At 64.7% G+C, this 23,471-nt stretch carries 23 protein-coding genes; 11 read left to right on the top strand and 12 right to left on the bottom strand.

Features of this window, described 5'->3' with window-relative positions:
- Nucleotides 1–216: 216 nt before the first annotated feature.
- From ACIPZF_RS24355 to ACIPZF_RS24330, 6 genes are all read left to right on the top strand, one after another.
- Nucleotides 217–1,866, top strand: a complete 1,650-nt coding sequence (locus ACIPZF_RS24355; RefSeq protein WP_400804182.1) for an MFS transporter — start codon at nt 217–219, stop codon at nt 1,864–1,866.
- Nucleotides 1,863–3,005, top strand: a complete 1,143-nt coding sequence (locus ACIPZF_RS24350; RefSeq protein WP_400804179.1) for an HlyD family secretion protein — start codon at nt 1,863–1,865, stop codon at nt 3,003–3,005. Before ACIPZF_RS24355 ends, ACIPZF_RS24350 begins: the two co-directional genes overlap by 4 nt.
- 103 nt (nt 3,006–3,108) lie before the next feature.
- Nucleotides 3,109–3,741, top strand: a complete 633-nt coding sequence (locus ACIPZF_RS24345) for a hypothetical protein (protein ID WP_400804177.1) — start codon at nt 3,109–3,111, stop codon at nt 3,739–3,741.
- A 528-nt stretch (nt 3,742–4,269) separates the two neighbouring features.
- Nucleotides 4,270–5,574 (top strand): MFS transporter, encoded by a 1,305-nt coding sequence (locus ACIPZF_RS24340; protein ID WP_400804174.1) that lies wholly within the window; start codon nt 4,270–4,272, stop codon nt 5,572–5,574.
- 111 nt (nt 5,575–5,685) lie between these two features.
- A complete protein-coding gene (locus ACIPZF_RS24335) occupies nt 5,686–5,997 on the top strand; it encodes a hypothetical protein (protein WP_400804172.1) in 312 nt (103 codons plus the stop codon).
- Nucleotides 5,998–6,045: 48 nt separating this feature from the next.
- Nucleotides 6,046–6,597 carry a YbhB/YbcL family Raf kinase inhibitor-like protein gene (locus ACIPZF_RS24330; protein WP_400804169.1) on the top strand — a complete coding sequence of 184 codons (552 nt, stop codon included), beginning with the start codon at nt 6,046–6,048 and terminating at the stop codon, nt 6,595–6,597.
- Nucleotides 6,598–6,715: 118 nt separating this feature from the next.
- On the opposite strand, the gene ACIPZF_RS24325 is transcribed toward ACIPZF_RS24330, so the two are convergent.
- Nucleotides 6,716–7,648, bottom strand: coding sequence for a LysR family transcriptional regulator (locus ACIPZF_RS24325; RefSeq protein WP_400804166.1), 933 nt, complete (start codon nt 7,646–7,648; stop codon nt 6,716–6,718).
- A gap of 130 nt (nt 7,649–7,778) precedes the next feature.
- On the opposite strand from ACIPZF_RS24325, the gene ACIPZF_RS24320 reads away from it, so the two are divergent.
- Nucleotides 7,779–8,048, top strand: coding sequence for a DUF2790 domain-containing protein (locus ACIPZF_RS24320; protein WP_400804187.1), 270 nt, complete (start codon nt 7,779–7,781; stop codon nt 8,046–8,048).
- 1 nt (nt 8,049) lies between these two features.
- On the opposite strand, the gene ACIPZF_RS24315 is transcribed toward ACIPZF_RS24320, so the two are convergent.
- The gene (locus ACIPZF_RS24315) at nt 8,050–8,745 is read right to left on the bottom strand and encodes a tRNA (adenine(22)-N(1))-methyltransferase (RefSeq protein ID WP_400804163.1); all 696 of its coding nucleotides are present in this window, start codon (nt 8,743–8,745) and stop codon (nt 8,050–8,052) included.
- Nucleotides 8,746–8,895: 150 nt separating this feature from the next.
- Here ACIPZF_RS24315 and ACIPZF_RS24310 point away from each other — a divergent pair, with 150 nt between their 5' ends.
- From ACIPZF_RS24310 to ACIPZF_RS24300, 3 genes are all read left to right on the top strand, one after another.
- Nucleotides 8,896–9,255 carry a RidA family protein gene (locus ACIPZF_RS24310; RefSeq protein ID WP_400804160.1) on the top strand — a complete coding sequence of 120 codons (360 nt, stop codon included), beginning with the start codon at nt 8,896–8,898 and terminating at the stop codon, nt 9,253–9,255.
- Nucleotides 9,256–9,403: 148 nt separating this feature from the next.
- Entirely contained in the window at nt 9,404–11,503 is a 2,100-nt protein-coding gene (locus tag ACIPZF_RS24305; RefSeq protein WP_400804157.1) for a TonB-dependent receptor family protein, read from the top strand.
- 213 nt (nt 11,504–11,716) lie between these two features.
- A complete protein-coding gene (locus ACIPZF_RS24300) occupies nt 11,717–13,717 on the top strand; it encodes a U32 family peptidase (protein ID WP_400804154.1) in 2,001 nt (666 codons plus the stop codon).
- Between the two features lie 126 nt (nt 13,718–13,843).
- Here ACIPZF_RS24300 and ACIPZF_RS24295 read toward each other — a convergent pair whose 3' ends face one another.
- The 3 genes from ACIPZF_RS24295 to ACIPZF_RS24285 all read right to left on the bottom strand — a co-directional run bounded on the left by ACIPZF_RS24295 (nt 13,844) and on the right by ACIPZF_RS24285 (nt 17,657).
- A complete protein-coding gene (locus tag ACIPZF_RS24295; RefSeq protein WP_400804151.1) occupies nt 13,844–15,226 on the bottom strand; it encodes an aspartate aminotransferase family protein in 1,383 nt (460 codons plus the stop codon).
- Nucleotides 15,227–15,248: 22 nt separating this feature from the next.
- Nucleotides 15,249–16,739, bottom strand: a complete 1,491-nt coding sequence (locus ACIPZF_RS24290) for an aldehyde dehydrogenase (protein WP_400804148.1) — start codon at nt 16,737–16,739, stop codon at nt 15,249–15,251.
- 69 nt (nt 16,740–16,808) lie between these two features.
- Nucleotides 16,809–17,657, bottom strand: coding sequence for a helix-turn-helix transcriptional regulator (locus ACIPZF_RS24285; RefSeq protein ID WP_119687137.1), 849 nt, complete (start codon nt 17,655–17,657; stop codon nt 16,809–16,811).
- Nucleotides 17,658–17,779: 122 nt separating this feature from the next.
- Here ACIPZF_RS24285 and ACIPZF_RS24280 point away from each other — a divergent pair, with 122 nt between their 5' ends.
- Nucleotides 17,780–18,691, top strand: coding sequence for a LysR substrate-binding domain-containing protein (locus tag ACIPZF_RS24280; protein ID WP_400804145.1), 912 nt, complete (start codon nt 17,780–17,782; stop codon nt 18,689–18,691).
- 85 nt (nt 18,692–18,776) lie between these two features.
- On the opposite strand, the gene madM is transcribed toward ACIPZF_RS24280, so the two are convergent.
- Genes madM through ACIPZF_RS24245 form a run of 7 tightly spaced genes read right to left on the bottom strand, consistent with a single transcriptional unit; the run spans nt 18,777 to nt 23,470 of the window.
- On the bottom strand, nt 18,777–19,541 hold the full coding sequence (gene madM, locus ACIPZF_RS24275) for a malonate transporter subunit MadM (RefSeq protein ID WP_400804142.1): 765 nt from the start codon (nt 19,539–19,541) through the stop codon (nt 18,777–18,779).
- A gap of 5 nt (nt 19,542–19,546) precedes the next feature.
- Nucleotides 19,547–19,948: a malonate transporter subunit MadL gene (madL, locus tag ACIPZF_RS24270; RefSeq protein ID WP_400804139.1), complete on the bottom strand. Its 402-nt coding sequence runs from the start codon at nt 19,946–19,948 to the stop codon at nt 19,547–19,549.
- A 60-nt stretch (nt 19,949–20,008) separates the two neighbouring features.
- Complete coding sequence (gene mdcH, locus ACIPZF_RS24265; RefSeq protein ID WP_400804136.1) at nt 20,009–20,929, bottom strand: malonate decarboxylase subunit epsilon; 921 nt, start codon at nt 20,927–20,929, stop codon at nt 20,009–20,011.
- Nucleotides 20,926–21,540 carry a malonate decarboxylase holo-ACP synthase gene (locus ACIPZF_RS24260; protein ID WP_400804134.1) on the bottom strand — a complete coding sequence of 205 codons (615 nt, stop codon included), beginning with the start codon at nt 21,538–21,540 and terminating at the stop codon, nt 20,926–20,928. The genes mdcH and ACIPZF_RS24260 overlap by 4 nt, the downstream gene beginning before the upstream one ends.
- A 1-nt stretch (nt 21,541) precedes the next feature.
- Nucleotides 21,542–22,333: a biotin-independent malonate decarboxylase subunit gamma gene (gene mdcE / locus ACIPZF_RS24255; RefSeq protein ID WP_400804131.1), complete on the bottom strand. Its 792-nt coding sequence runs from the start codon at nt 22,331–22,333 to the stop codon at nt 21,542–21,544.
- Entirely contained in the window at nt 22,330–23,178 is an 849-nt protein-coding gene (locus tag ACIPZF_RS24250; RefSeq protein WP_400804129.1) for a biotin-independent malonate decarboxylase subunit beta, read from the bottom strand. Before ACIPZF_RS24250 ends, mdcE begins: the two co-directional genes overlap by 4 nt.
- A complete protein-coding gene (locus ACIPZF_RS24245; protein WP_400804126.1) occupies nt 23,171–23,470 on the bottom strand; it encodes a malonate decarboxylase subunit delta in 300 nt (99 codons plus the stop codon). Before ACIPZF_RS24245 ends, ACIPZF_RS24250 begins: the two co-directional genes overlap by 8 nt.
- Nucleotide 23,471: the final 1 nt, after the last annotated feature.

Genomic DNA, 23,471 nt, shown 5'->3' with positions numbered 1-23,471 from the left:
AATCCGCGCAGCTTTTTAAGTTTTGTGGAAGACAGTTGCTCCCACAGCTCAATCCGCGCAGCTTTTTAAGTTTTGTGGAAGACAGTTGCTCCCACAGGTCCATCACTGCCCTTGAAGGCTGTGCTGTACTTGTGGGAGCGGCTTTAGCCGCGAAGAAGTCACCGCAATACATCAGGCATCTTTCAAGGTCTTGTCCCCTCAAGTACAGTCTGCGCCATGGACAAATACGCCCCCCGCCAGTGGCTGCCGCACGAACAACCCAGCCTGCCCGGCTCCCCCTCCACGCCTTTGCACACCCCGGGCAAACGCCTGGCCTTCGGCGTCGTCGGCCTGCTGGTGGCGATCACCGGCGGCCTGGGCAACGCGCTGGTCACCGCCAACCTGGTGTTCCTGCAGGGCGCCCTGGGCGCGACCACCGCAGAAATGGCCTGGCTGCCCGCCGCCTATGTGATGACCAACGTCTCGATCAACCTGCTGCTGGTCAAATTTCGCCAGCAGTACGGCCTGCGCGCGTTCACCGAGGTGTTCCTGGTGCTCTACGCCTTGGTCACCTTCGCCCACCTGTTCGTCAACGACCTCAATTCGGCCATTGCCGTACGCGCAGCCCATGGCATGGTAGGCGCCGCGCTCAGTTCACTGGGCTTGTACTACATGATCCAGGCGTTCCCGGCACAGTGGCGGCTCAAGGCAATGGTGCTTGGCTTGGGTGCTTCGCAACTTGCCCTGCCGCTGGCGCGGATCTTCTCCGAAGACCTGCTGCAGATTGCCGAATGGCGCGGCCTGTACCTGTTCGAACTGGGCTTGGCGCTGGCCGCGCTGGGCTGCGTGCTACTGCTCAAGCTGCCACCTGGGGACCGCTTCAAGACCTTCGAGCCCCTGGACTTTCTCACCTTCTCCCTGATGGCCAGCGGCACTGCCCTGCTCTGTGCGGCACTGTCGCTGGGGCGCATCGACTGGTGGCTGGACGCGCCGTGGATCGGCGTCGCCCTGGCGGCGTCCATCGCCCTGATATTCAGCGGCCTGGCGATCGAGCACAACCGCCAGAACCCCTTGCTGATGACACGCTGGCTGGGCAGTGGCGCGATCATCCGCCTGGGCCTGTGCGTGATCCTGATCCGCATGGTCACCTCCGAGCAGTCCACCGGCGCCGTCGGTTTTCTGCAAGTGCTGAACATGGGCAGCGAGCAGATGCGCACGCTGTACGGGGTCATGCTGCTCGGCGCGGTGGCGGGCCTGGCCAGCAGCGCGCTGACCATCAACCCCAATCACCTGGTGATCCCGCTGTTCATCTCGCTGCTGGCCATGGCCACCGGGGCGTTCATGGACAGCAGTTCGAGCAACCTGACCCGCCCGGCGCAGATGTATCTGAGCCAGTTCCTGCTGGCCTTTGGCAGCACCTTTTTCCTCGGCCCGTCCATGGCCCTGGGGATCAGCCACGTGCGCGCCAACCCGCGCAACCTGGTGAGCTTCTCGGTGCTGTTCGGCATCTGCAACAACCTTGGCGGGCTGATAGGCGCGGCGCTGCTGGGCACGTTCCAGACCTGGCGCGAAAAGTTTCATTCCAGCCACCTGATGGATCGCCTCAGCTACCTCGAGCCGCTGGTCAATGCCCGCGTGCAAAGCGCTGGCGGTGGCTATGCCGGAATCCTCGCCGACCCGGCCCTGCGCAGCGAGGCCGGCATGCGTGTGCTGGCCAGCGCGGCAACGCGTGAAGCCAACGTAATGGCCTACAACGATGTCTTCATGTTGATCGGCTGCATTGCCGTGCTCACCATGATCTGGATTTGCATCCGCGGTTCCTGGCTGTGGTACGCCGCCCGCCAGGCCGCTTCACCTGACGCCACTCGCGGTACTGCCAACCGATGACCGACGAAACCCGCACAACCACCACCACCGCCCTCGCCGAAACCCCGGAAGGCGCCACGCCGCCCAGCGAACCGACCAGCCCGGTGCGCACACGGCGCGTGCGCATACTGTCGTCGCTTCTGTTCGCCAGCGTCGCCCTGGCCGGCATCCTGCTGGTGCTCTATGCCTGGCGCCTGCCGCCGTTCAGCAGTGCCATCGAAAGCACCGAGAACGCCTTGGTGCGTGGCCAGGTGACGATCATCGGGCCGCAGTTGAGCGGCTACGTCGTCGATGTGCCGGTGCATGACTTCCAGTTCGTCAAGGCCGGTGACCTGCTGGTGCAACTCGACGACCGCATCTACAAGCAGCGTCTGGCCCAGGCCATTGCCCAGCTGCAGCAACAGCAGGCAGCGCTGGCCAACAACCTGCAGCAGCGCAACAGCGCCGACGCCACCATCGCCCAACGCCAGGCCGCCATCGGCGACGCGGCGGCCCAGGCCGACAAGGCCCGTGCCGACCTGCGCCGCAGCCAGGCGCTGGTCAGCGATGGCTCGGTGTCACGCAGCGATTTTGACCTGGCCCGGGCCAGCCAGGCCGCCGCCGTCGCCAACCTGGCCCAGGCCAAGGCCGCGCTGGCCATCGCTCGCCAGGACCGCGAGACGGTGATCGTCAACCGCGCAGCACTGGAGGCGTCGGTGGAAAACGCCAAGGCAGCGGTGGAGCTCGCTCGCATCGACCTGGACAACACCCGGGTGACGGCGCCGCGCGATGGTCAGCTGGGGCAGATCGGCACGCGCCTGGGCGCCTATGTCAACTCCGGCGCGCAGCTGATGCCCCTGGTGCCCGACACCCTGTGGGTGATCGCCAACATGAAGGAAACCCAGATGGCCGATGTGCGCATTGGCCAGCCCGCGACGTTCACCGTCGATGCGCTGAACCACCTGAAGTTGCGCGGCCACGTGCAGCAGATTTCTCCGGCTACCGGCTCTGAATTCGCCTTGCTGCAGGCCGACAACGCCACCGGCAACTTCGTCAAGATCGCCCAGCGCATTCCCGTGCGCATCACCGTCGATGCCGACCAGCCCGAGGCCAGGCACTTGCGCCCAGGCATGTCGGTGGTGGTCAGCATCGATACCCGGAGTGACGACCGCGCCAAGTGAGAACCCCTTCCCGATGCCGCCGTGCCACGATTGCGCCGCTCTAAACCGTGGGTTCTAATTCCGACCCATCGGTTTTATCTTCGCAATCCAAGGACGCTTGAACATGTACAGGAAGATCGTACCGCTGGCCCTGCTGGCCACCGTGGCCGGCTGCTCGGACGACAAGGGTGTCAGCGAAGCCACTTTCCACAAGGCCGCTCAGGCCTACCTCGACACCCAGTATCCACAATGCTTCGTGGTCAGTTCATTTCCTACCAGGACTCAGGATTTCGACGTCGACGGCAGCAACAAGGCGCTGCATGCACTGGCGCAGGTCGGGGTGGTCAGCGAGAAGGAAATCTCCCGCACCGAGGTGCCGGAACGCCTGTGGCAACCCGCCCGCACCGACATTTACTATGCCTACGACCTGACCGACGAAGGCCGCAAGTATTACAAGGCCGACGCGCAAAAAATGCCTAACGGTAGCACCCGTGGCGGGCTGTGCTTCGGCAAGGCGCAGGTCACTGCGATCGAAGGGTTCACCGAGCCGGGGGAGAAGATGGGGCAGACGATTTCCGAGGTGACCTATGCCTACAAGATCACTGGCTTGCCGGAATGGGCGGCTAGGCAAGAAGTGAAAGACAGCATTCGCCAGCTGGGCGAGGCTGTGGCCACCAATGACACACCTGCCAAGGAAACGCGGGCAATGGTGCTGACCCAGAAGGGCTGGGTACACGAGCGCCTGTTCGATAAGTGATGGGTGCTGCGCAACTTCTGCTGTGGGAGCGGGCTTGCCCCGCGAAGCAGGCACCGCGCTGGATGGCACGGGCTTCGCCCGTGTTCGCGGGACAAGCCCGCTCCCACAGGGATCGCGCAGCTTTTTAAGTTTTGTGGAAGACAGTTGCTCCCGCATCGTGACCTGCCCCAAGGATGTCGGATCCGGGCACAAACCCGTCGCATTCCACCCTGCGGCGTCTGGTCGCAGCCCGTAACCTCTTGGGCAAATCGTGCGCAACCCGTAGAATCGCGCCTCCTTTTCGCCCGTCGCCTTGAACGGTGGCAACCGGCAGCAACGACAGAGTCCAGGCCTGAACACATGCAGCCCATGTGAAATAGGCTCAACCGACCCCGCCCCGGCCCAGCTTTTCCAAGGCCAAGCGGTTGAGTCTTGCCCAGGTCGCATCCAGCCCAGGCACATCCGTGCACCCCTCCGGCCCCTATCGGGCCTGTTTGGCGTGCGCGTTCGAAGAGGCGTTCCCAACCGCCACTCCAACTTGAGGTATGTATGTCTCCGCGTTTGCTGGCCATGGCGCTGGCACCCCTGCTCGGGCTGTTCATCATCGCCCTGGGCAATGGTTTCATGTCTTCCCTGACCACCCTGCGCCTGGGCGCTGCCGGTGAATCGGCGACGATGATCGGTATCGTCTCGTCGAGCTACTTTCTCGGCCTGACCCTTGGCGCGATCTTCAACGACCGCCTGATCCTGCGCATCGGCCACATCCGCGCCTACACCAGCTTCGCCGCGCTGATCGCCGCCACCATCCTGCTTCAAGGGCTGTTCTACGACACCACCTGGTGGTCGATCCTGCGCCTGATCAACGGCTGGGCCGCCGTGGGCGTGTTCCTGGTGATCGAGAGCTGGTTGCTGCTGGCTGGCGACGCGAAAATTCGCGGGCGTCTGCTGGCGCTGTACATGATCGCCTTCTACGGCGCCGGGGTGATCGCCCAGGCCGGTCTTGGCGAAATTACCCATTTGGGCGACAGCGCGCCGTTCATGTTGGCCGGCATGCTGGCGGCGCTGTCGGTGCTGCCGATCGTGATCCTGCCGCGGGTTTCGCCGCTGTTGGAGCAGGTCGAGCCGCTCAAGCCGCGCCAACTGCTCGGCGTTGCGCCGTCGGGACTGGTCGGTTGCTTCGGTTCGGGCGTTGCCATCGCCGGCATCTATGCGCTGCTGCCGCTGTACCTGCAGCGCATCGGCCTGGACGTGGGGGAAGTCGGCAACATGATGGCCTGGGTGATCCTCGGCGCCATGCTGCTGCAGTACCCGGTGGGGCGCTGGTCCGACCGCAAGGACCGCCAGGATGTACTGATTGCACTGGCTGCACTGTGCGTGGTGCTGTCGCTGATCACCGTGTTCCTGCCCTCGCAGTCGCCGCTGCTGCCGGCGATGCTGTTCCTGCTCGGTGGCGGCGTATTCACGCTGTACCCGGTGGCGGTCAGCCACGCCGCCGACCGTGCGCCGTCCGATGCGCTGGTGCCGATGATCCAGGGCCTGTTGCTGATCAACTCGCTGGGCTCGGCCATGGCACCGCTGGCGATTTCGCCAGCGATGACCGAATTCGGCGAAGCCGGACTGTTCTGGGCCTTTGCCGTGGTCAACCTGGGCATGGTGTGCTTCTTCCTCTGGCGCCGCGGCAAACGCCCGGCGGCGGAGCACCCGGCGCCGTTCACGGCCTCGACCACCTTCTCGCCGACCGGCGCCGAGCTGCGGGTGACCGAAGACCTGATGCATGCTGCGCAGGAGCACCCACAAGAGCATCCGCCGCTGCAGCCGGCCGAAGCGCCTGTAACGCGCGCGCAAGCTGATTGAAATTGAAGGCCGCTTTTGCGGCCTTTTTTCTGACCGCTCGTCGCCCTGGGGGCACCCTGCCACCCTGCTTTAGCCAAACGAATGACAGATCATCCGCACAGGAGATTCGCCATGATCCGCATTCGCCCGCTCCCGCTGCTGCTCACCGTTGCCCTGGGCCTCGGCTCGGCCACCAGCTTCGCCGCTTCCGACACCTCCAACACCAACACCGACGCCTACCCGAAAACCGATCAGCAAGGCGGCAAGACCGCCGGTGAAGGCAGCAGCGTCAACAGCCCCGGCAGTGGCCAGGACAACGACAGTGCCGACACCGGCAGCGACGCGGCCGACGGCGCCGCAGGTGGGTCGAATAGCACTGGCGAAGCCACCGGCTCCGGCGCCGGGCACAGCGGCGGAACTGCCGAGGATCAGGACAGCCGCTGAATTCAGCCTGGACTACACCGCGGCCAATCGCCTTGCCAAGGAATCGCCATGAACTTCAAACCCTGGCTGTTCGCCGCTTTGTTGCCGGGTGCTGCGCTGGCGGCTGGTAATGGTTCCGGTGCGATGTCGATCAGTTCGTCTTCATTCACCGATGGCGGTGTGATCGCCTTGCAGCAGGTCGGGCCCGACCCGGCCTGCGGCGCAGGTGAAGAGCGTACGCCGCAGTTGAGCTGGAAGAACCTGCCGGCAGGCACCCGTTCGCTGGCCCTGGTGATGTTCGACCCGGACGGCGGTAAGGGCATTGGCGTGGTGCACTGGCTGGCCTATAACATCGACCCTGAACTCGATGGTTTGGAAGAAGGCCAGTTTGCGTTGACCACTCACGCGGTGATGGTGGGGCGCAATTCGCGAGGCACCCTCACCTACCGTGGGCCTTGCCCGCCAGCCGGGGACAATCCGCATCACTATGCGTTGACGTTGATTGCGACCGATATTCCCATTGGGACATTGCCTGAAGGGCTGGACCGCAATGGGTTGATGGAACTGCTGCAGGGGCATGCGCTGGGGGCGCAGAGCTTAGTGGGCAGATATGGACATTGATGTTGGCTTGTGTGGCCCCTTCGCGGGACAAGCCCGCTCCCACAGTACCTGCACCGTTCTCTAGGGCAGCGGGGACCCTGTGGGAGCGGGCTTGTCCCGCGAAGAGGCCCGCACTGACTCACCGCCAATACTGCGGATCATCGACAATCTGCTCATGCCCCGCAAACAGTGCCGGCAGCTGTTCCTTGAGGTAGTCAATCCAGGTCCGCACCTTGGCATCCAGGTAATGCCGCGACGGATAGATCGCATACAACGCACTCTCCCGTAACCGGTACGGCGCCAGTAACCGCCGCAAGCGTCCTTGCTCGATTGCCTGACTGGCCGTATAGAACGGCAACAACCCAATCCCCATGCCCAATTCGCTGGCCACCAGCATCGCGTCGGCGACGTTGGTCAGGAAGCTGTCGCGCGGCGCGATCACGCAGTGGTCCAGGCCCTCCGGGAACACCCAGTCACCTTCATACATCGGATAAGCCATGCGCAGACAGCGGTGATCGTGCAGCTCTTGCGGCCGTCGCGGTACCCCATGGGCCTTCAGGTAGCTGGGCGCAGCGCAAGGGATGCTGAAGATATTGCCCAGCGGCACGGCGATCAACTGCGAGTCAGGCAATGCCTCGTCCACGGTAATTACCACGTCGTGCCCTTCGGCCAGCGGGTCGGGGTTGCGCTGCGACAGGGTCAGCTCGATCACCACGTCCGGGCACAGAGCGTTGTAGCCGGCCACCAGCGGCATCAGCAGCATCCCAAGCCCATGTGGGCAGTGCAGGCGCAGCCGGCCGCGTGGGGTGAGGTGCGCGCCACGGGCCTCGCCCACGGCCTCTTCGGTCAGCAGCATGATCTGCCGCGAACGTTCGAGAAACCGCTCGCCCGCCTCGCTCATGCGCAGGCGCCGCGTGGTGCGGTGCAGCAGGCGGGTCTGCAGCTGGTTCTCAAGCTCGGCGACGATCCGCGACACCTGCGCGGCAGAGATGTCCAGGGCGTTGGCGGCGGCGGCGAAGCTGCCGCATTCCACGACCCGGGCGAAGGTACGCATGGCGTGCAGCATGTCCATGAGGCTCGGCTCCTTGTGCGTTCTTATTCGTACGTTGCAGGCAGGAATCTATCACGGCTTAGCCCATTTATTGTGCATGGCCAATGAATACATTATTGGTAAAACATCGAAAAAGGAGCCTGCCATGAACATCAAACGCTCGATCGCCCTGCTTACGTTGACTGCCGCCTTTGCGTCGTTCGGGGCACTGGCCGATCAAAGCGCCAGCCAGTCGGTCGCCAGCAATAGCGCGAACTACGAATACGGCATGCCGCTGGACGTGGCCAAGGTCATCTCGATCACCCCGGCCAGCAACGCTGCCGACTGCCAGATCGGCACCGCGCACATGGTCTATGTCGACCATCAAGGCCAGACCCGCGAGGTAAACTACCGCGAGATGGGTAACTGCTCGCAGCTGTGATTCAGGCCAGCACCTGGTTGATCCAGCCTACCTGCGTGTTGAAAATACGAAGTTTGTCTTGCGGGATCGCATCCCGAGCCCTCTCGAAATTGGCCAAAGCCTGCTGCTTCTGGCGCAACATACGCTGCCACTTGGTGATGAATGCCGGGCTTTTCTCACGCATCAGCAGCGGGCCGAAATACAGTTCTTCCTCGCTGTAGGCCACTGTCCCTTCCGGCTCGGCCACGATGATCTCGTAGTCGAAGCGGTTTTCGCGCAACAGCTCTTCAATCACGATCCGGTAGCCGTTATCCATCAGCCAGGTACGCAGCTCGCGCTCATCACCGTTGGGCTGCAGGATCAACCGTTCGCTGCCGTTGAGATGCGCCTTGCCCCGTTCGAGGATTTCGCACATGGTCTTGCCGCCCATGCCGCAGAGGCTGACCGCCGAGATGCGGTCCTGGGCTTCGATGGCTGCCAGGCCATCGGCCAGGCGAACGGTGATGCGTTCCTGCAGGCCATTTCTGCGCACGTTGCGCTGGGCTGACGCATACGGCGTCTGCGCCACTTCGCCGGCCACGCCGGCTTCGATCACGCCACGCAGCGCCAGGGCCACCGGCAGGTAGCCGTGGTCCGAGCCGATATCGGCCAGGCGCGCGCCCTGCGGCACATGCGCCGCGACGCGCTCCAGGCGCATCGACAATGTCTGTTCGTTCAACTCATACCCCTTGCTCGACAATCGGCGCGATTCTGACGGTCATGGCGCGCCATTACAATGCGCGCAGGCCAGACGGTGCCACGCGGCTCGACCCCTGCGCCGCGCTCGCGTAGGCTTGCGCCTTTCCTTCCGTTGCAAGGCAAACCTCCCATGGCAAACCTCGTCTTCACCCCGGATTCCGATGCCGAGTCCATTTCCTCCGACGTCGCCGAGTTCAACGGCATCCTGGTCACCACCCAGATCCCTGCCGACCTCGACGGTGACATCGTGCAGCAGAGCGAAAGTACCCTGCAGGCGCTGAAAGAGGCGCTGGAAAAGGCCGGCAGCGGCATGGACCGCGTCATGCACCTGACCATCTACCTGACCGACATGGCCGACCGCGCCGCGTTCAACGAGGTGTACCAGCGTTTCTTCAGCAAACCTTGGCCAGTACGTGCAGCGGTTGGCGTAGCTGCGCTGGCCTACCCGGAGATGCGCGTGGAAGTGACCGCAATGGCGGCCAAACGCTAACAATGCTATAGCCTTGAGATCCTTTCGCGGGGCAAGCCCGCTCCCACAGGTGTACCACTGTTCTTGAGGGCAGTGGGGTGCCTGTGGGAGCGGGCTTGCCCCGCGAAGGGGCGCAAAGCGGCCCCAACCAAAGCAGGACGCAGCTCCAATGCATCACCCTTCACGCCGTAAGGCAATTTTCGCCCTGGCGCCTACCTTGGGACTGTGCACCCTCGCCTACGCCGAACCCGCCACGACCTTCAACCTGCTCGAACCGGTCGTAGTCACCGGCACTTACGCGCCCAACCCCAGCTTCGACCTGCCCTACTCCATCGACACCGTCGACCGTTCGCAGATCGCCGATGGCCAGCTGGGCGTCAATCTGTCCGAAGCCCTCAACCGTGTCCCCGGCCTGGTGGTGCAGAACCGCCAGAACTACGCCCAGGACCTGCAGATTTCCTCGCGTGGCTATGGCGCCCGCTCGGCCTTCGGCATTCGTGGCATCAAGCTGCTCAGCGACGGCATCCCGGCCAGCACGCCGGACGGTCAAGGCCAGGCAGCCTCGCTCAACCTGGACGTGGCCGAGCGCATCGAAGTGCTGCGCGGCCCAGCCTCGGCCATCTACGGCAGCAATGCCGGCGGCGTGATCCAGATGTTCTCCCGCGATGGCTCGGGGCCGCCCAAGGTCGGCGCCGAAACCACCTTTGGCAGCGATGGCTTCAACAAGAACCACGTCTACAGCGAGGGCGGCAGTGAACAGGCCGGTTTTTTGGTCGATGCTTCGCGCATGGACACCGACGGCTACCGCGACCACAGCGCCGCACGCCGCGACCAGACCTTCGCCAAGGTCCACGTCAAGCCTGATGAAGACAGCCGCCTGGCGCTGATCCTCAGCACCCTGGAGCAGAACGGCACCGAAGATCCGCTCGGCCAGACTTGGGACGCCTACAAGCACGACCCGCGTTCGGTGTCGTCTCGCGCCGAGGAATACAACACGCGCAAGAGCATCCACCACCAGCAAGTGGGGATGAACTACGAGCGCTACTTCGGCGACGCGACCCTGCAGTTCAACCTGTATGCCGGCAAGCGCAGCGTCATTCAGTACCTGTCGATCCCCAAAGGCACACCGGCAAACAACCGAGGCGGCGGCGTGGTCGATTTCGACCGCGAGTTCCACGGCGGCACCCTGCGCTGGATCCAGCCGATCAGCGCCGCGCCCGGCAACCTGACGCTGACCTTCGGTGCCGACTACGACCGCAGCCGCGACGACCGCCGAGGCTTCCAGAACTTCAGCGGCGACACGCTCGGGGTGAAAGGCGAACTGCGCCGGGACGAGAAAGACACCGCTACCAGCCTCGATCCTTATGTGCAGGCGCACTGGGAACTAGAGCGCTGGACCGTCGATGCGGGCCTGCGTCACAGCAGCATGAAGATGGAAGTGGACGACCGCTTCCTCTCAAACGGCGATGCCAGCGGTTCGAAAAAGTACCAGCGCACCACCCCGACCTTGTCGGTGATGTACGCCTTCACCCCCAACCTGCATGGCTACATCAGCGCCGGCAAAGCCTTCGAGACGCCGACCCAGGCCGAAATGGCCTACGCCCCAGGTGCTGTCGAAGGCTTCAACTTCGGCCTGGAACCGGCTACCAGCACCCAGTACGAGCTTGGCCTCAAGGCCCGCCCGGACGACCGTACGCGGATCAACGCGGCCATCTTCGAAATCCGCACGGAGGATGAGCTCGTCGTCGCGGCGTCAGAAGGTGGCCGTACCAGCTACCGCAATGCCGGCAAGACCCTGCGCCGTGGCTTCGAGCTTAGCGTGCAGCGTGAGCTGAACGCCCAGTGGCAGGCCAACCTGGCTTACACCCTGCTCGATGCCACCTATGACGAAGCCTTCAACCAGGGCACCACGACCATCGACAAGGGCAACCAGCTGCCGGGCGTACCGCGCAGCAGCCTGTTCGGCGAATTGGTGTGGAAGCCGCGTGACGGCATCAGCATGGGGGTTGAGGGGCAGTACCGCAGCAAAGTGTATGTCGAGGACACCAACGACCAGCATGCTGCGCCGAGTTATGCGGTGTTCAACTGGCGGACGCGGTTCGAGCAGCATTACGGGCCGTGGACGTTCCATCAGCTGGTGCGGTTGGATAATTTGCTGGACCGGCAGTATGTCGGATCGGTGATTGTGGGTGATGGTAATGGCCGCTACTACGAAGCGGCGCCAGGGCGGTCCTGGTATGCAGGCGCCGGGATGGAGTATCAGTTCTGATCCACCTCTACTGACTGGGCTGGCCTCTTCGCGGGGCAAGCCCGCTCCCACAGGCATATCGCAACTCTTGAGTACAGGGAGAATCTGTGGGAGCGGGCTTGTCCCGCGAAGGGGCCGCCCCAGGCAACACACCTCTCAGCAGCCAGAACATGCCACCTACCCATTTCCCCGCTACAATGCCGCCCTACCGTGACAGCCCGAACCTATAACGACATGTCCCTTCCAAAGAATCACCTGGAACTGCTAAGCCCTGCCCGTGACGTGGCCATCGCCCGCGAAGCGATCCTGCACGGCGCTGATGCCATCTACATCGGTGGCCCAAGCTTCGGCGCGCGCCATAACGCCTGCAACGAAGTCGGCGAGATCGCCGAGCTGGTCGAGTTCGCCCGGCGCTACCATGCGCGGGTGTTCACCACCATCAACACCATCCTCCACGACAACGAGCTGGAGCCAGCACGCAAGCTGATCCACCAGCTCTACGACGCTGGCGTCGATGCGCTGATCGTGCAGGACCTGGGGGTGATGGAGCTGGATATCCCGCCGATCGAGCTGCACGCCAGCACCCAGACCGACATCCGCACCCTGGCGCGGGCCAAGTTCCTCGACCAGGCCGGCTTCTCCCAGCTGGTACTGGCCCGTGAGCTGAACCTGCAGGAAATCCGTGCGATCGCCGCTGAAACCGACGCGGCGATCGAGTTCTTCATCCACGGTGCGCTGTGCGTGGCTTTCTCCGGCCAGTGCAACATCTCCCACGCGCAGACCGGCCGCAGCGCCAACCGTGGCGATTGCTCGCAAGCCTGCCGTCTGCCGTACACCCTCAAGGACGACCAGGGCCGGGTGGTGGCGTTCGAGAAGCACCTGCTGTCGATGAAGGACAACAACCAGACCGCCAACCTGCGCGACCTGGTCGATGCCGGCGTGCGCTCATTCAAGATCGAGGGCCGCTACAAGGACATGGGCTATGTGAAAAACATCACCGCTCACTACCGCAAAGAGCTGGACGCCATCCTCGAAGACCGCCCAGCCCTCGCCCGTGCCTCCAGCGGCCGCACCGAGCACTTCTTCCTGCCCGACCCGGACAAGACCTTCCACCGTGGCAGCACCGACTACTTCGTCACCGACCGCAAAGTCGATATCGGCGCCTTCGACTCGCCAACCTTCACCGGCTTGCCGGTAGGCGTGGTCGAGAAGGTCGGCAAGCGCGACATGCAGGTGGTCACCGACGTGCCGTTGACCAATGGCGACGGCCTCAATGTGCTGGTCAAGCGTGAGGTGGTGGGCTTCCGTGCCAACATCGCCGAGCCGCGTGGCGAGTTCGAGGAAGACGGCCAGAAGCGCTACCGCTACCGCGTCGAGCCCAACGAGATGCCGGAGGGCATGTACAAGCTGCGCCCGAACCACCCGCTGTCGCGCAACCTCGACCACAACTGGCAGCAGGCCCTGCAGCGCACCTCGGCCGAGCGCCGGGTTGGCGTGGAATGGCATGCCGTGCTCACTGAGCAGCGGTTGATGCTCAGCGTCTGCAGCGAGGAAGGCATCAGCGTGCAGGTTGCGCTGGACGGCCCGTTCGGCGCGGCCAACAAGCCGCAGCAGGCGCTGGACCAATTGCACGACCTTCTGGGCCAGCTGGGTACCACGATGTACCACGCCAACGCCATCGAGCTGGATGCGCCACAGGCGTACTTCATCCCCAACTCGCAGCTCAAGGCCCTGCGCCGTGAAGCCATCGAGGCGCTGACAGAAGCGCGCATCAAGGCCCACCCGCGTGGCGGGCGCAAGGCCGAGACCACGCCGCCGCCGGTGTACCCTGAGTCGCACCTGTCGTTCCTGGCCAACGTCTACAACCAGAAGGCCCGCGATTTCTACCACCGCCACGGTGTGCAGCTGATCGACGCAGCGTACGAAGCGCACGAGGAGCACGGCGAGGTGCCGGTGATGATCACCAAGCACTGCCTGCGTTTCTCGTTCAACCTGTGCCCCAAGCAGGCCAAAGGCGTGACGGGCGTGCGCACCAAGGTGGCGCCGATGCAGCTGATTCAGGGCGATGAAGTGCTTACCCTGAAGTTCGACTGCAAGCCGTGTGAGATGCATGTGGTCGGCAAGATGAAGAGCCACATCATCGACCTGCCGACCCCGGGCAGCGCGGTCGCCCAGGTGGTGGGGCATATCAGCCCGGAAGACCTGCTCAAGACCATCGTGCGGGCGCCGCATTGACGGTGGGCCTGTAAGGGCCTCTTCGCGGGCAAGCCCGCTCCCACAGGATCATCGCTGTCTTCTCAGGCGGCGCTGGACCTGTGGGAGCGGGCTTGCCCGCGAATGGGCCTCAAGGCGATACCCGTTTTACAAAATACCAAGACCCCTGGCTGTCCGATCCACGGCAATCCGGGTCTTCTCCACCAGCTCATCCAGCTCGCTGTGGTTGGCCACCAGCGCCGGCGCCATGATCATCCGCCCCAGCGTCGAACGAATGATCACCCCCTCTTCAAACCCATAAGTCCGGCACTGCCAAGCCAGGTCATTCTCGTTGGCATAACGCTTGCGGCTGCCCTTGTCCTCGGCAAACTGCAACGCCGCCACCAACCCCGCACCCTGCACCTGGCCAATCAACGGGTGGTTGGCGAACACCTCACGCAAAACGCGCTGCAGGTACGGCCCGGTATCGTCCTTGACCTGACGCACGATGCCTTCGTCGCGCAGCGCCTTGAGGTTGGCGATGGCCACCGCCGCCGCCACCGGGTGGCCGGAATAGGTCAACCCGTGGGCGAACACCCCGCCCCGCTCCACCAACGCTTCGGCGATGCGCTTGCTCAGCACCAGCCCGCCCATGGGCACGTAGCCCGAAGTCAGGCCCTTGGCGATGGACAGCGTGTCGGGCTCGAAGCCGAAGTACTCATGGGCGAACCACTCGCCAGTACGGCCAAAGCCACCGATCACCTCGTCAGCGCACAGCAGCACGTCGTACTGGCGGCAAATGCGCTGGATTTCCGGCCAGTAGCTTTCCGGCGGGAAAATCATGCCGCCCGCGCCCTGGAACGGTTCGGCAACGAAACCTGCGACGTTTTCAGCGCCCAGTTCGAGAATCCTCTCTTCCAGCTGCAAGGCACAACGGCGGCCGAACTCGGCCGGGGTCAACTCACCGCCCTCTGCGTACCAGTACGGCTCGTCGATGTGCGCCACGTCCGGGATCATCCCGCCCATTTCGTGCATGAACTTCATGCCGCCCAGCGCCGTCGCCGCCAGGGTCGAGCCGTGGTAACCGTTCCAGCGGCCGATCATGATCTTCTTGCTCGGCTGGCCGACCACCTGCCAGTAGCGGCGCACGGTGCGGATCAGCACCTCGTTCGCTTCGGAGCCGGAGTTGGTGTAGATGGCGTGGCTGTAGTGCCCGGGCAGCAGGCTGAACAGCAGCTCGGACAGTTCGATCACCGCCGGGTGAGTGGTGTGGAAGAACATGTTGTAGTACGCCAGCTGGTCCATCTGCGCGGCGGCGGCGGCGGTCAGGTCCTTGCGGCCGTAGCCGAGCTGAGTGCACCAGAGGCCGGACATGCCGTCCAGGTAGCGCCGGCCATCGTTGTCCCACAGGTGCAGGCGTTCGCCACGGGTGATGACCCGCGGGCCTTCGGCGTTCAGCGCCTTCTGGTCGAGGAAGGCGTGGATGTGGTGGGCCGCGTCGCTGGCCTGGTAGTCGCGGGTCTCGCGTTGCGGCGTGAAGGGTGCGTTCATGGTCGTTCTCCGTGAGTGAGGGTCAGCGCAGCTGGATCCAGGTGGTCTTGAGTTGGGTGTACTTGTCGAAGGCGTGCAGTGACAGGTCGCGGCCGAAGCCCGACTGGCGGCCACCGCCAAAAGGCACCACCACGTCGAGGGCATCGACCGTGTTGACCGACACGGTGCCGGCCTTGAGGCGCCGTGCGACGCGGTGGGCGCGGTTGAGGTCGTCGCTCCACAGCGAGGCGGCTAGGCCGTACACACTGTCGTTGGCCAGGCGCACAGCCTCTTCCTCGTCGTCGAAGGCGGTGATCGCCAGCACCGGGCCGAACACCTCGTCACGAGCCAGCGTTGAATCCGGGTGCACGTCGGCGAACACCGTCGGCGTGATGAAATTGTTCGAGCCGTTGAAACTCAGACGCTGGCCACCGCACAGCAGGCGGGCACCGTCGCCCTGGGCCTGCTCGATGGCGGCCATGATGCGCGCGCTCTGCGCCGCGTCGACGATGGCCCCGGCACGGCTGTCCGGGTCCAGCGGGTCGCCGGGCAGCCAGTCGCGGGCCTTGGCCAGCAGGCGCTCGATGAATTCGTCCTGAATCGAGCGCTGCACATACAGCCGTGAGTTGGCCGAACAGACTTCGCCCTGGTTGAAGAAGATGCCGAACGCGGCCTTTTCGGCGGCCAGGTCGAGGTCCTGGCAGTCGTCGAACACCAGGTTCGGGCTTTTCCCGCCGCACTCCAGCCACACCTGCTTGAGGTTGGATTGCGCCGAGTACTGCATGAAGTACTTGCCCACCTGGGTCGAGCCGGTGAATACCAGGCAGTCGACATCCGGGTGCAGACCCAGCGCACGGCCAGCGTTTTCGCCCAGCCCCGGCACCACGTTGAGCACGCCCTCCGGCACGCCCGCTTCCAGGGCCAGCTCGGCCAGGCGCAGGGCCGAGAATGGCGACTGCTCGGCCGGCTTGAGCACCACGCTGTTGCCAGCGGCCAGGGCCGGGGCGACCTTCCAGGCGGCCATGTCCAGCGGGAAGTTCCACGGCACCACGGCGCCGACCACGCCCAGCGCTTCGCGGGTTACCGTGGCCAGGGCATTGTCGGCGGTTGGCGCAACCTGGTCATAGACCTTGTCCAGCGCCTCGCCGTACCAGGCAAACACGTTGGCGGCGCCGGGCACGTCGATGGCGTAGGCATCCATCACCGGCTTGCCCATGTTCAACGAGTCGAGCAGCGCCAGCTCTTCGCGGTGGGCCATCATCAGTTCGGCCAGGCGCAGCAGCACCCGTTTGCGTGCCGCCGGTGCCATACGGGCCCAGGGGCCGTGCTCGAAGGCGCGGCGAGCTGAACGCACGGCTTGGTCGACTTCGGCGTCGCCACTGGCGGCCACGCAGGCCAGCAATTGATTGGTTGCCGGGTTGATGGCATCGAAGGTCAGTCCGGACTGTGCCGCCAACGGGCGGCCATCGACCAACGCGGTGGTGATGAAGCTTTGCCGTGCAGCGCGCTGCTGCCAATCGCTTTTCGTATGCACGCAGGTCTCCCTTGCGGCCGCGCGGGCAGCCGCTTGTGATGGTTGTTCGTAAGGGCGGATGTGGCGCTGTCAGCGCCTTCGCAGATAGCTTTCCAGCGGGTCTTTGCTCAAGCCCTCCTGGGCCTGGGCAAGGGAGTCGATGAACAGCGAAAACAGCTCGGACTGCTTGGCGATATCGAGCTTGGTGTAGAGGTTCTTGCGGTGGGTCTTCACCGTGTCTTCGCTGATGCCCAGGCGCTCAGCAAGGGAACGCGTCGAATGGCCACGAAGCAGGTACTGGGCGATGCGACACTCGCGCTCAGTGAGCAAGGACGAGCCGAAATTGTTCAGGGCAGCGTTGATCTGTCGGCCCAGGGCGCTCTCGAAACGCCCGCCCACGGCATCGACATCCAGGTGGCTCCACTGCCGCCGCACCACCGCCACCACCCAGGGCGCCACGCACTTGAGGTCGCTGACCTGCTGGCGGTCCAGGCGGCGGGTGCTGGCCAGGGCCACGGCGATGGTCAGGTGCTCATCCAGCGGCACGATGAAATTCAGTTCGTCTTCCAAATGCGCGTGCTGGTAGAACGACAGGTAATACTCGCTGCGTTTGAAATGGTCAGGGGCGACGTCGCTGAGGCGAAAGCAGCCGGCCGCCACGCCGTCCATGCAGGCCCGGTAGAACGGGCACAGCAGGTAGTAACCTTCAAGGTAGCGCTGCACGTTTCCTTCCGGCAGCCAGGGGCCCTCTTCGTCCTTGACGAACAGCGCCGAAGGCAGGCCCTTGCGCGGGTAGAGGAACACGGTGATGGCCTGGCACGGCGCGAGCAGCTTGAGCGCGGCGAACAGCGCCTCGACGAAGCCCGGCGTGCCCTGGGCGTCGATGACACGGGCCATCTGCGCGTACCAGTCGGGCGATTTCAGCCGGTCTTTGCTCATTGTCGTTGTCCCATGCCGGGTTGTTATGGTTGGGATTCTTGCATGGGTTGGCGAGGCCGGCCATCACCCTTCGGGGTGAGGTTGTGGCATGCTCTGCAGCACTTTCATTTCAGGGCCTGGACATGTTGATCGACGAAGAACTGACCCTGAAAAAGCTCGAGACCTTCCTCGCCTTCATGCGCAGCGGCAATCTCGGCCGCGCCGCCGCCGAACTGTCCACCAGCGCGGTGAGCGTGCATCGCGCCATCCATTCGCTGGAAAGCGCCCTGCGCTGCCCGCTGTTCAAGCACGAGGGCCGCCAGCTGATTCCGCTGGAAAGTGCCTATGTGCTGGAAAAGAAAGCCCGCCAGCTGATCCAGGATGCCGAGCAGATGGTGCGCCAGACTCGCGAAGCCGCCGGTTTCTATGCCGAGCGCTTCCGCCTGGGGGCGCTCTACTCGCTGACCGTGAAGACTGTGCCGAAGCTGGTGATGGGCCTGAAGCTGCGGCGCAGCGAGCTGAACATCGACCTTACCCTGGGCTCGAACGTCGACTTGCTGCAGCGCCTGAAGAACCACGAACTTGAAGCGGTGCTGGTGTCGCTGGACGAAAGCGTGGCAGACCCTGCCTGCGAGCACTTGCCGCTGTTCTCCGACGATATCTTCCTGGCCGTGCCCACTGATTCGCCGTTCGCCGAACAACAGGAAGTCGACCTGGCCGACTTGGCCGACTCGACCTTCATCACTCTGACCCAAGGCTTCGCCACCCACCGTGATGGCGCGCGGGTGTTCCAGCAGGCGGGGTTCGAGCCGAAGGTGGCGATGCAGGTGAACGATATCTTCACCTTGCTGAGCATGGTCAGCTCCGGCGTGGGGTTTGCCCTGTTGCCGGGGCGGATTGCGGCGGTATACGAAAACCGCGTGAAGCTGATTGCGCTGCAGGCGCGGTATCGCTTGCAGCAGCATATCGGGGTGGTTTTTCTGAAGGCCCGGGAGCGGGAGCCGAATTTGCTGGCATTGCTGGCGGAATGCCGGATGTATAGCAGGGAGAATTGAGTTGCCCTCTTCGCGGCTGAAGCCGCTCCCACAGGACAGGCCACTGTACCTGTAGGAGCGGCTTCAGCCGCGAAGAGGCCCGCGCTCACGCCACAAGGCCGCGCATGCAGAAATACAGCAATGAAGGCCCGAGCAGGCAGCCCAGTGCCGTGTAAAACGCTGCCGTCAGGCAACCATAGGGCACCAGCTTGGGGTCGGTGGCCGCCAAGCCACCCGCCACGCCACTCGACGTGCCCATCAAGCCACCAAAGATCACGGCGGTGCGTGGGTTGTTAAGCCCTATCATCGGCGCCACGAACGGCGTCACCACCATCACCAGAATGGCCTTGACCAGGCCGGCGGCAATCGACAGCGCCATCACCTCGGAGCTTGCGCCAATGGCCGCCCCTGTCACGGGCCCGACGATGTACGTCACGGCCCCGGCGCCAATGGTGGTCAGGCTGACGGCATCGGTGTAACCGAACGCCATCGCCACGCCTACACCTGCGACGAACGAGGTAGCGATGCCAAAGAACAGTGAAATCACCCCCGACACCCCTGCGCGCTTGAGCTCTTCGATGTTGACGCCGAAGGCCGTGGCAACGATGGCGAAGTCCCGCAGCATTGCCCCGCCCAGCAGGCCGATACCCGACAGCAGGGGAATATCCACCAAGCCTTTTTGCCCGCCGGTGTACACCCCGCCCACATAGGACAGGACTAGGCCAAGAAAGATGGCGATCGCGGAGCCGTGCAGCCGCCCCCGGGTCAACTTGTCGGAGAGCCAGTAGGACAGCCACATGGTCACGCCAATGACCGCAAAGCCACTGATCAGGCCATAGCCGCTGATCACTTTCATCATGGATTCGTACATGGCGGTCACCGTTGCGGCGCAGTCAGGGGTTTGTCGGTAACCGCCTCAGGCTTCTTTTGCCCGATGCGGTCCAGGAGCGGAACCATGGCAAAGCTTGCGACCACGGCCACCACGCCAGCCAGAATGGCCATAGGCCCGCCCGACAGCGCGCCGAGCACGTTCTGCTGGGCGGCCATGGCGACCACGATGGGGATATAGATGGCGCTCCAGAACTCCACGCCCTGTTCGGACTTGGCTTTGATCAGGCCGCGCTTGTTGAGGTAGCTGCCGATGAAAATCAGCAGGAGCATGGCAATGCCGACACCGCCGACATTGGCTGGCACGCCCAGGAGCTTGCCCAGGAGTTCGCCGATGAACAGGCCGACAAGGGTACACAGGGCCAGGAAGGCCACACCGTAGATAATCATTGTTATTGTCCTCGCGTTGGGTCGAAGTTGCTTGTTGTTGTCCTTCGAAAAACACGGCTGTTATGGGCGCTGGTTGACCTCCTGACGCAGCAATGCGTCGACTGTATCGAATCGGGTTTGCTCCAGCGCAACCACCCTGCCCTGTTCGAACACCGGCCGGGCCAGGCCGCTGAGCACGCTGCCGGGCGGTATCTCCAGGTGCAGGCGCACGCCGCGTTCATAGGCAGTGCGCAACGTAGCACGCCAGTCGACGAGCCTGGCCATGTTGCCGGCCAGGTCATCTCGCAGGCGTTGTGGATCATGGATCGGCCGGGCGCTGCTGCCACTCAGGTAGGTGATGCGCGGGCGATTCAAGGTAACGTCTGCAAAAGCGCGTGCCAGCTCTGCGGCCGGGCCGTCCAGCAAGCAGCAATGGGATGGGACGCTGACCGCCAGGCGCCGGGCCACACCCTGACCCCGACTGCGTGCACGGGCAGCGACCTCGGCCATGGCGGTATCGCTGCCGGCGATGACGATCTGGTTGTCGCTGTTGAGGTTGGCCAGGTAGGCCTCGCCACCGACCTCCGCCAGCAAACGCTCGACGCTGGCCAGGTCGAGGCCGCTGAGGGCGGTCATGCCGTAGCCTTGCGGGTAGGCGCGCTGCATCAGCTCGCCGCGCAAGGCCACCAGGCGCACGGCGTCCGGCAGAGCCAAGGCCTGGGCTGTGACGGCCGCGGGATAGGCGCCGATCGACAGGCCCGCCACGTAGTCGGGCGCTGGGCTGCGCTGCAGCAACCAGCGCGCCCAGGCGACACCCGCCAGCAGCAGGCACAACTGCACGGCGCGGGTAGATTGCAGCGCCTGGGGGCTGTCCAGTGCCAGCACCTGTTCGCCGAGGGTGTCGCTGGCCTCCTCCAGCAGCATGGACGAGCCCTCGGGCAATTGATGCAGCATGCCCGGTTGCTGTGCGCCCTGGCCTGGGAAGGCGAACAGGCTGCTCACGCTGCACGCTCCAGCGGGTTCCAAGGGTCGGCCACCAACTGTGCTCCATGCGCCGACTTGAGCAGTACACGGCGCGCCATCCCGGCCCATTCGCGCAGAGCGACGGCGCCAGCGGGGGTGTCCAGTTGCAAATCGATGCGGCATGGGCCGCAGTCGAGGATATCCAGCAGCTCGCGCGCCTTGGCACGTGTCAGGGGCTGGGGGGTGCGCAACACCAGGTCAAGATCGCTGGCGGCGTGCAACACATCGACGCCGCTGGCCAGTTGGTAACCCACCCCGCCCGTCGGCCCCCAGGCCAGCCCGCTGGCGTCGAGAACCGGGGCCACCGAGGCCAATGCCTGCAGCGCTGGCCAGGGACTTTCACCCCGGCAACGCAAAGCTTCGGGCCTCAATTGTCGACGAATATCGGCCAGCCGCATCTGCGCCGCCACACGCTGCGCCCGCCCTTCCCCACGCAGGCCCACCGCCACCCAGCCTGCGGCGCAGGCCGCACGCCGTACCACCACGGGTTGCCCGGCGGACAGCACCTGGGAGGCCCAGTCAGGCGCATCGGCAGGCAACGCCGCCGGGGTCATTCCCCAGAGCAGATCATGGGGTTGCGGGGCATTCATCTCAGGCCTCCCGCCACTGGCTACGCAGGCGCGAACGCACGTCGCGCGAGGCGCTGCGGTGTTCGCCGGCCAAGCGTGAGGACAGGTCGGTGGAGCTGCCGATATCGCGCACGGCCTCGGCCAGGCAGGCACGCACCTGAGCCAGGTCGGCGCTGCTTGGCGTGTCGGCGTTATCCACGCTCAGGCGCCGCCACAGCAGGCCCAGCGACGCATAGCTGGCCAGGTCATAAGCCATCGGTGGTACCTCGGCGGCCAGGGCTTCGAGTTGTTCGACACTGCGCAAGGTGATGCGCGCCGCGGCTGCCTTGCCCATCGCGTGCACCATCACCCCGCTGTCATCCAGGGCTATCAAGCGCTGGGCCTGATAACCGTGGGCGAGGAAGGCGCCGGACATCGCCTTGCCCACCAGCAGGCCGATTACCGGGTGCCCGGCCAGGCGTGCCTGGGCATAGGCCTGCACCGCTGCGGCCAGGGCCTGGTGGATGCCCAATGCCTCTTCGCGGCGACCATAGGCCTGGCTGGGGACATCGATGACCGCGACTATGGCGCGCTTCTCGGCGTCGCGGTCCAGCTCGACCGCTTCGCTTACCGCCTTGGCCAGGCCCCAGCCTTCGAGCAGGCCGACCTCGCCCGTGCGCGCCCTCGGGAACGGGTTGTGTGGATCCGGTACCACGGCGATGAAGCGCGCCAGGCGATTGTCCAGCTCGCCGTCGATCACCCGCAAGGAGGCGGGAAAGCCTGGCAGTGCTTCACCACCGGCCAGCCCGGGTAGCCAGTTCAGGGCACGGTTCATGAGGCATCTCCTTGGTAAAGGGCGCGCACGGCGGCGGCATCCAGTTGCGGGCAGTCGTCGCCGAGTCTTGCCAGGCGTTCGAGATACCAGGCGTGTCGGCCCGCGCGCTTGGTGGCTGGCGTGTCGAGCAGTTGCAGCAACTGCTGGCGGATGCTGTCGACGCCATCGGCAACGTAGCCGTCCACCAGGCCGCTGGCGTGGCGCTGTTCGCCACCGGTCAGGCTCCAGATGAATGGGCGGTCCTTGGCGTCGTATTCGCTGATCCCCGCTTCCTGCTCGATCACCTGCGGGCCGTTGAGGCCCAGGCGTGCTTCGCGGGTGACCAACAAGTGGCTGCACAGGCCGGCGGCGATGGACATGCCACCGAAACAGCCGACCGAGCCGGCGATCAGGCCGATCACCGGCTGATGGGTGCGCAGTTCGACGATTGCCGCTTGAATCTCGGCAATCGCCGCCAAGCCCAAGTTGGCCTCCTGCAGGCGCACGCCACCGGTTTCCAGCAGCAGCACGGCGCAGGTCGGGATGCCGTTGCGGTTGTCTTCGATGGCCAGTTCCAGCGCGCCGGCAATCTTGGCGCCGCCGACTTCGCCCATGCTGCCGCCCTGGAATCCGCCTTCGATGGCCGCAACCACGGTGTGGCGGCCGTCGATCAGGCCTTTGCCGATGACCACGCCGTCGTCGGCTTGCGGCACGATGCCCTGGCGCGGCAGCCACGGTGACATCAACCGGTCGAACGGGCCGAGCAGTTCGCGGAAACTGCCCGGGTCGAGCACGGCGCGGGCGCGTTGGCGCGCACCCAATTCGACGAAGCTGCGGCTGCGCAGCAGGCGTTCAGTGTCAGTCATGGGCGATCTCCTCGAACGCTTGCTCCAGGCGCAGGCGGACCACGCCAGGGGTGGCGCCGAAATCATGAATATCGAGCTTCACGGCCGGCCAGGCGCGGCCTTCGAACAGGCGCTGGAACAGCTGGTCCCAGCGCGCGCCGCTGCCGTTGACCGAGGTCACCACCTGGATCTCCAGGCGGCCAGCAGTGCCGGGCTCTATCAGCACTTCCAGGTCACCGGAGCTGACGCAGCCCACCAGGGTGCGGCCACGGCCAGGCTCGGCCGCGGGGAATTGAAAGGTCAGGGTTTCCATG

Source organism: Pseudomonas sp. NPDC089752 (assembly GCF_044748725.1).
GTDB lineage: Bacteria > Pseudomonadota > Gammaproteobacteria > Pseudomonadales > Pseudomonadaceae > Aquipseudomonas.
The sequence above is the reverse complement of the archived record's forward strand: the minus strand, read 5'-3'. Positions and strand labels throughout refer to the sequence as shown.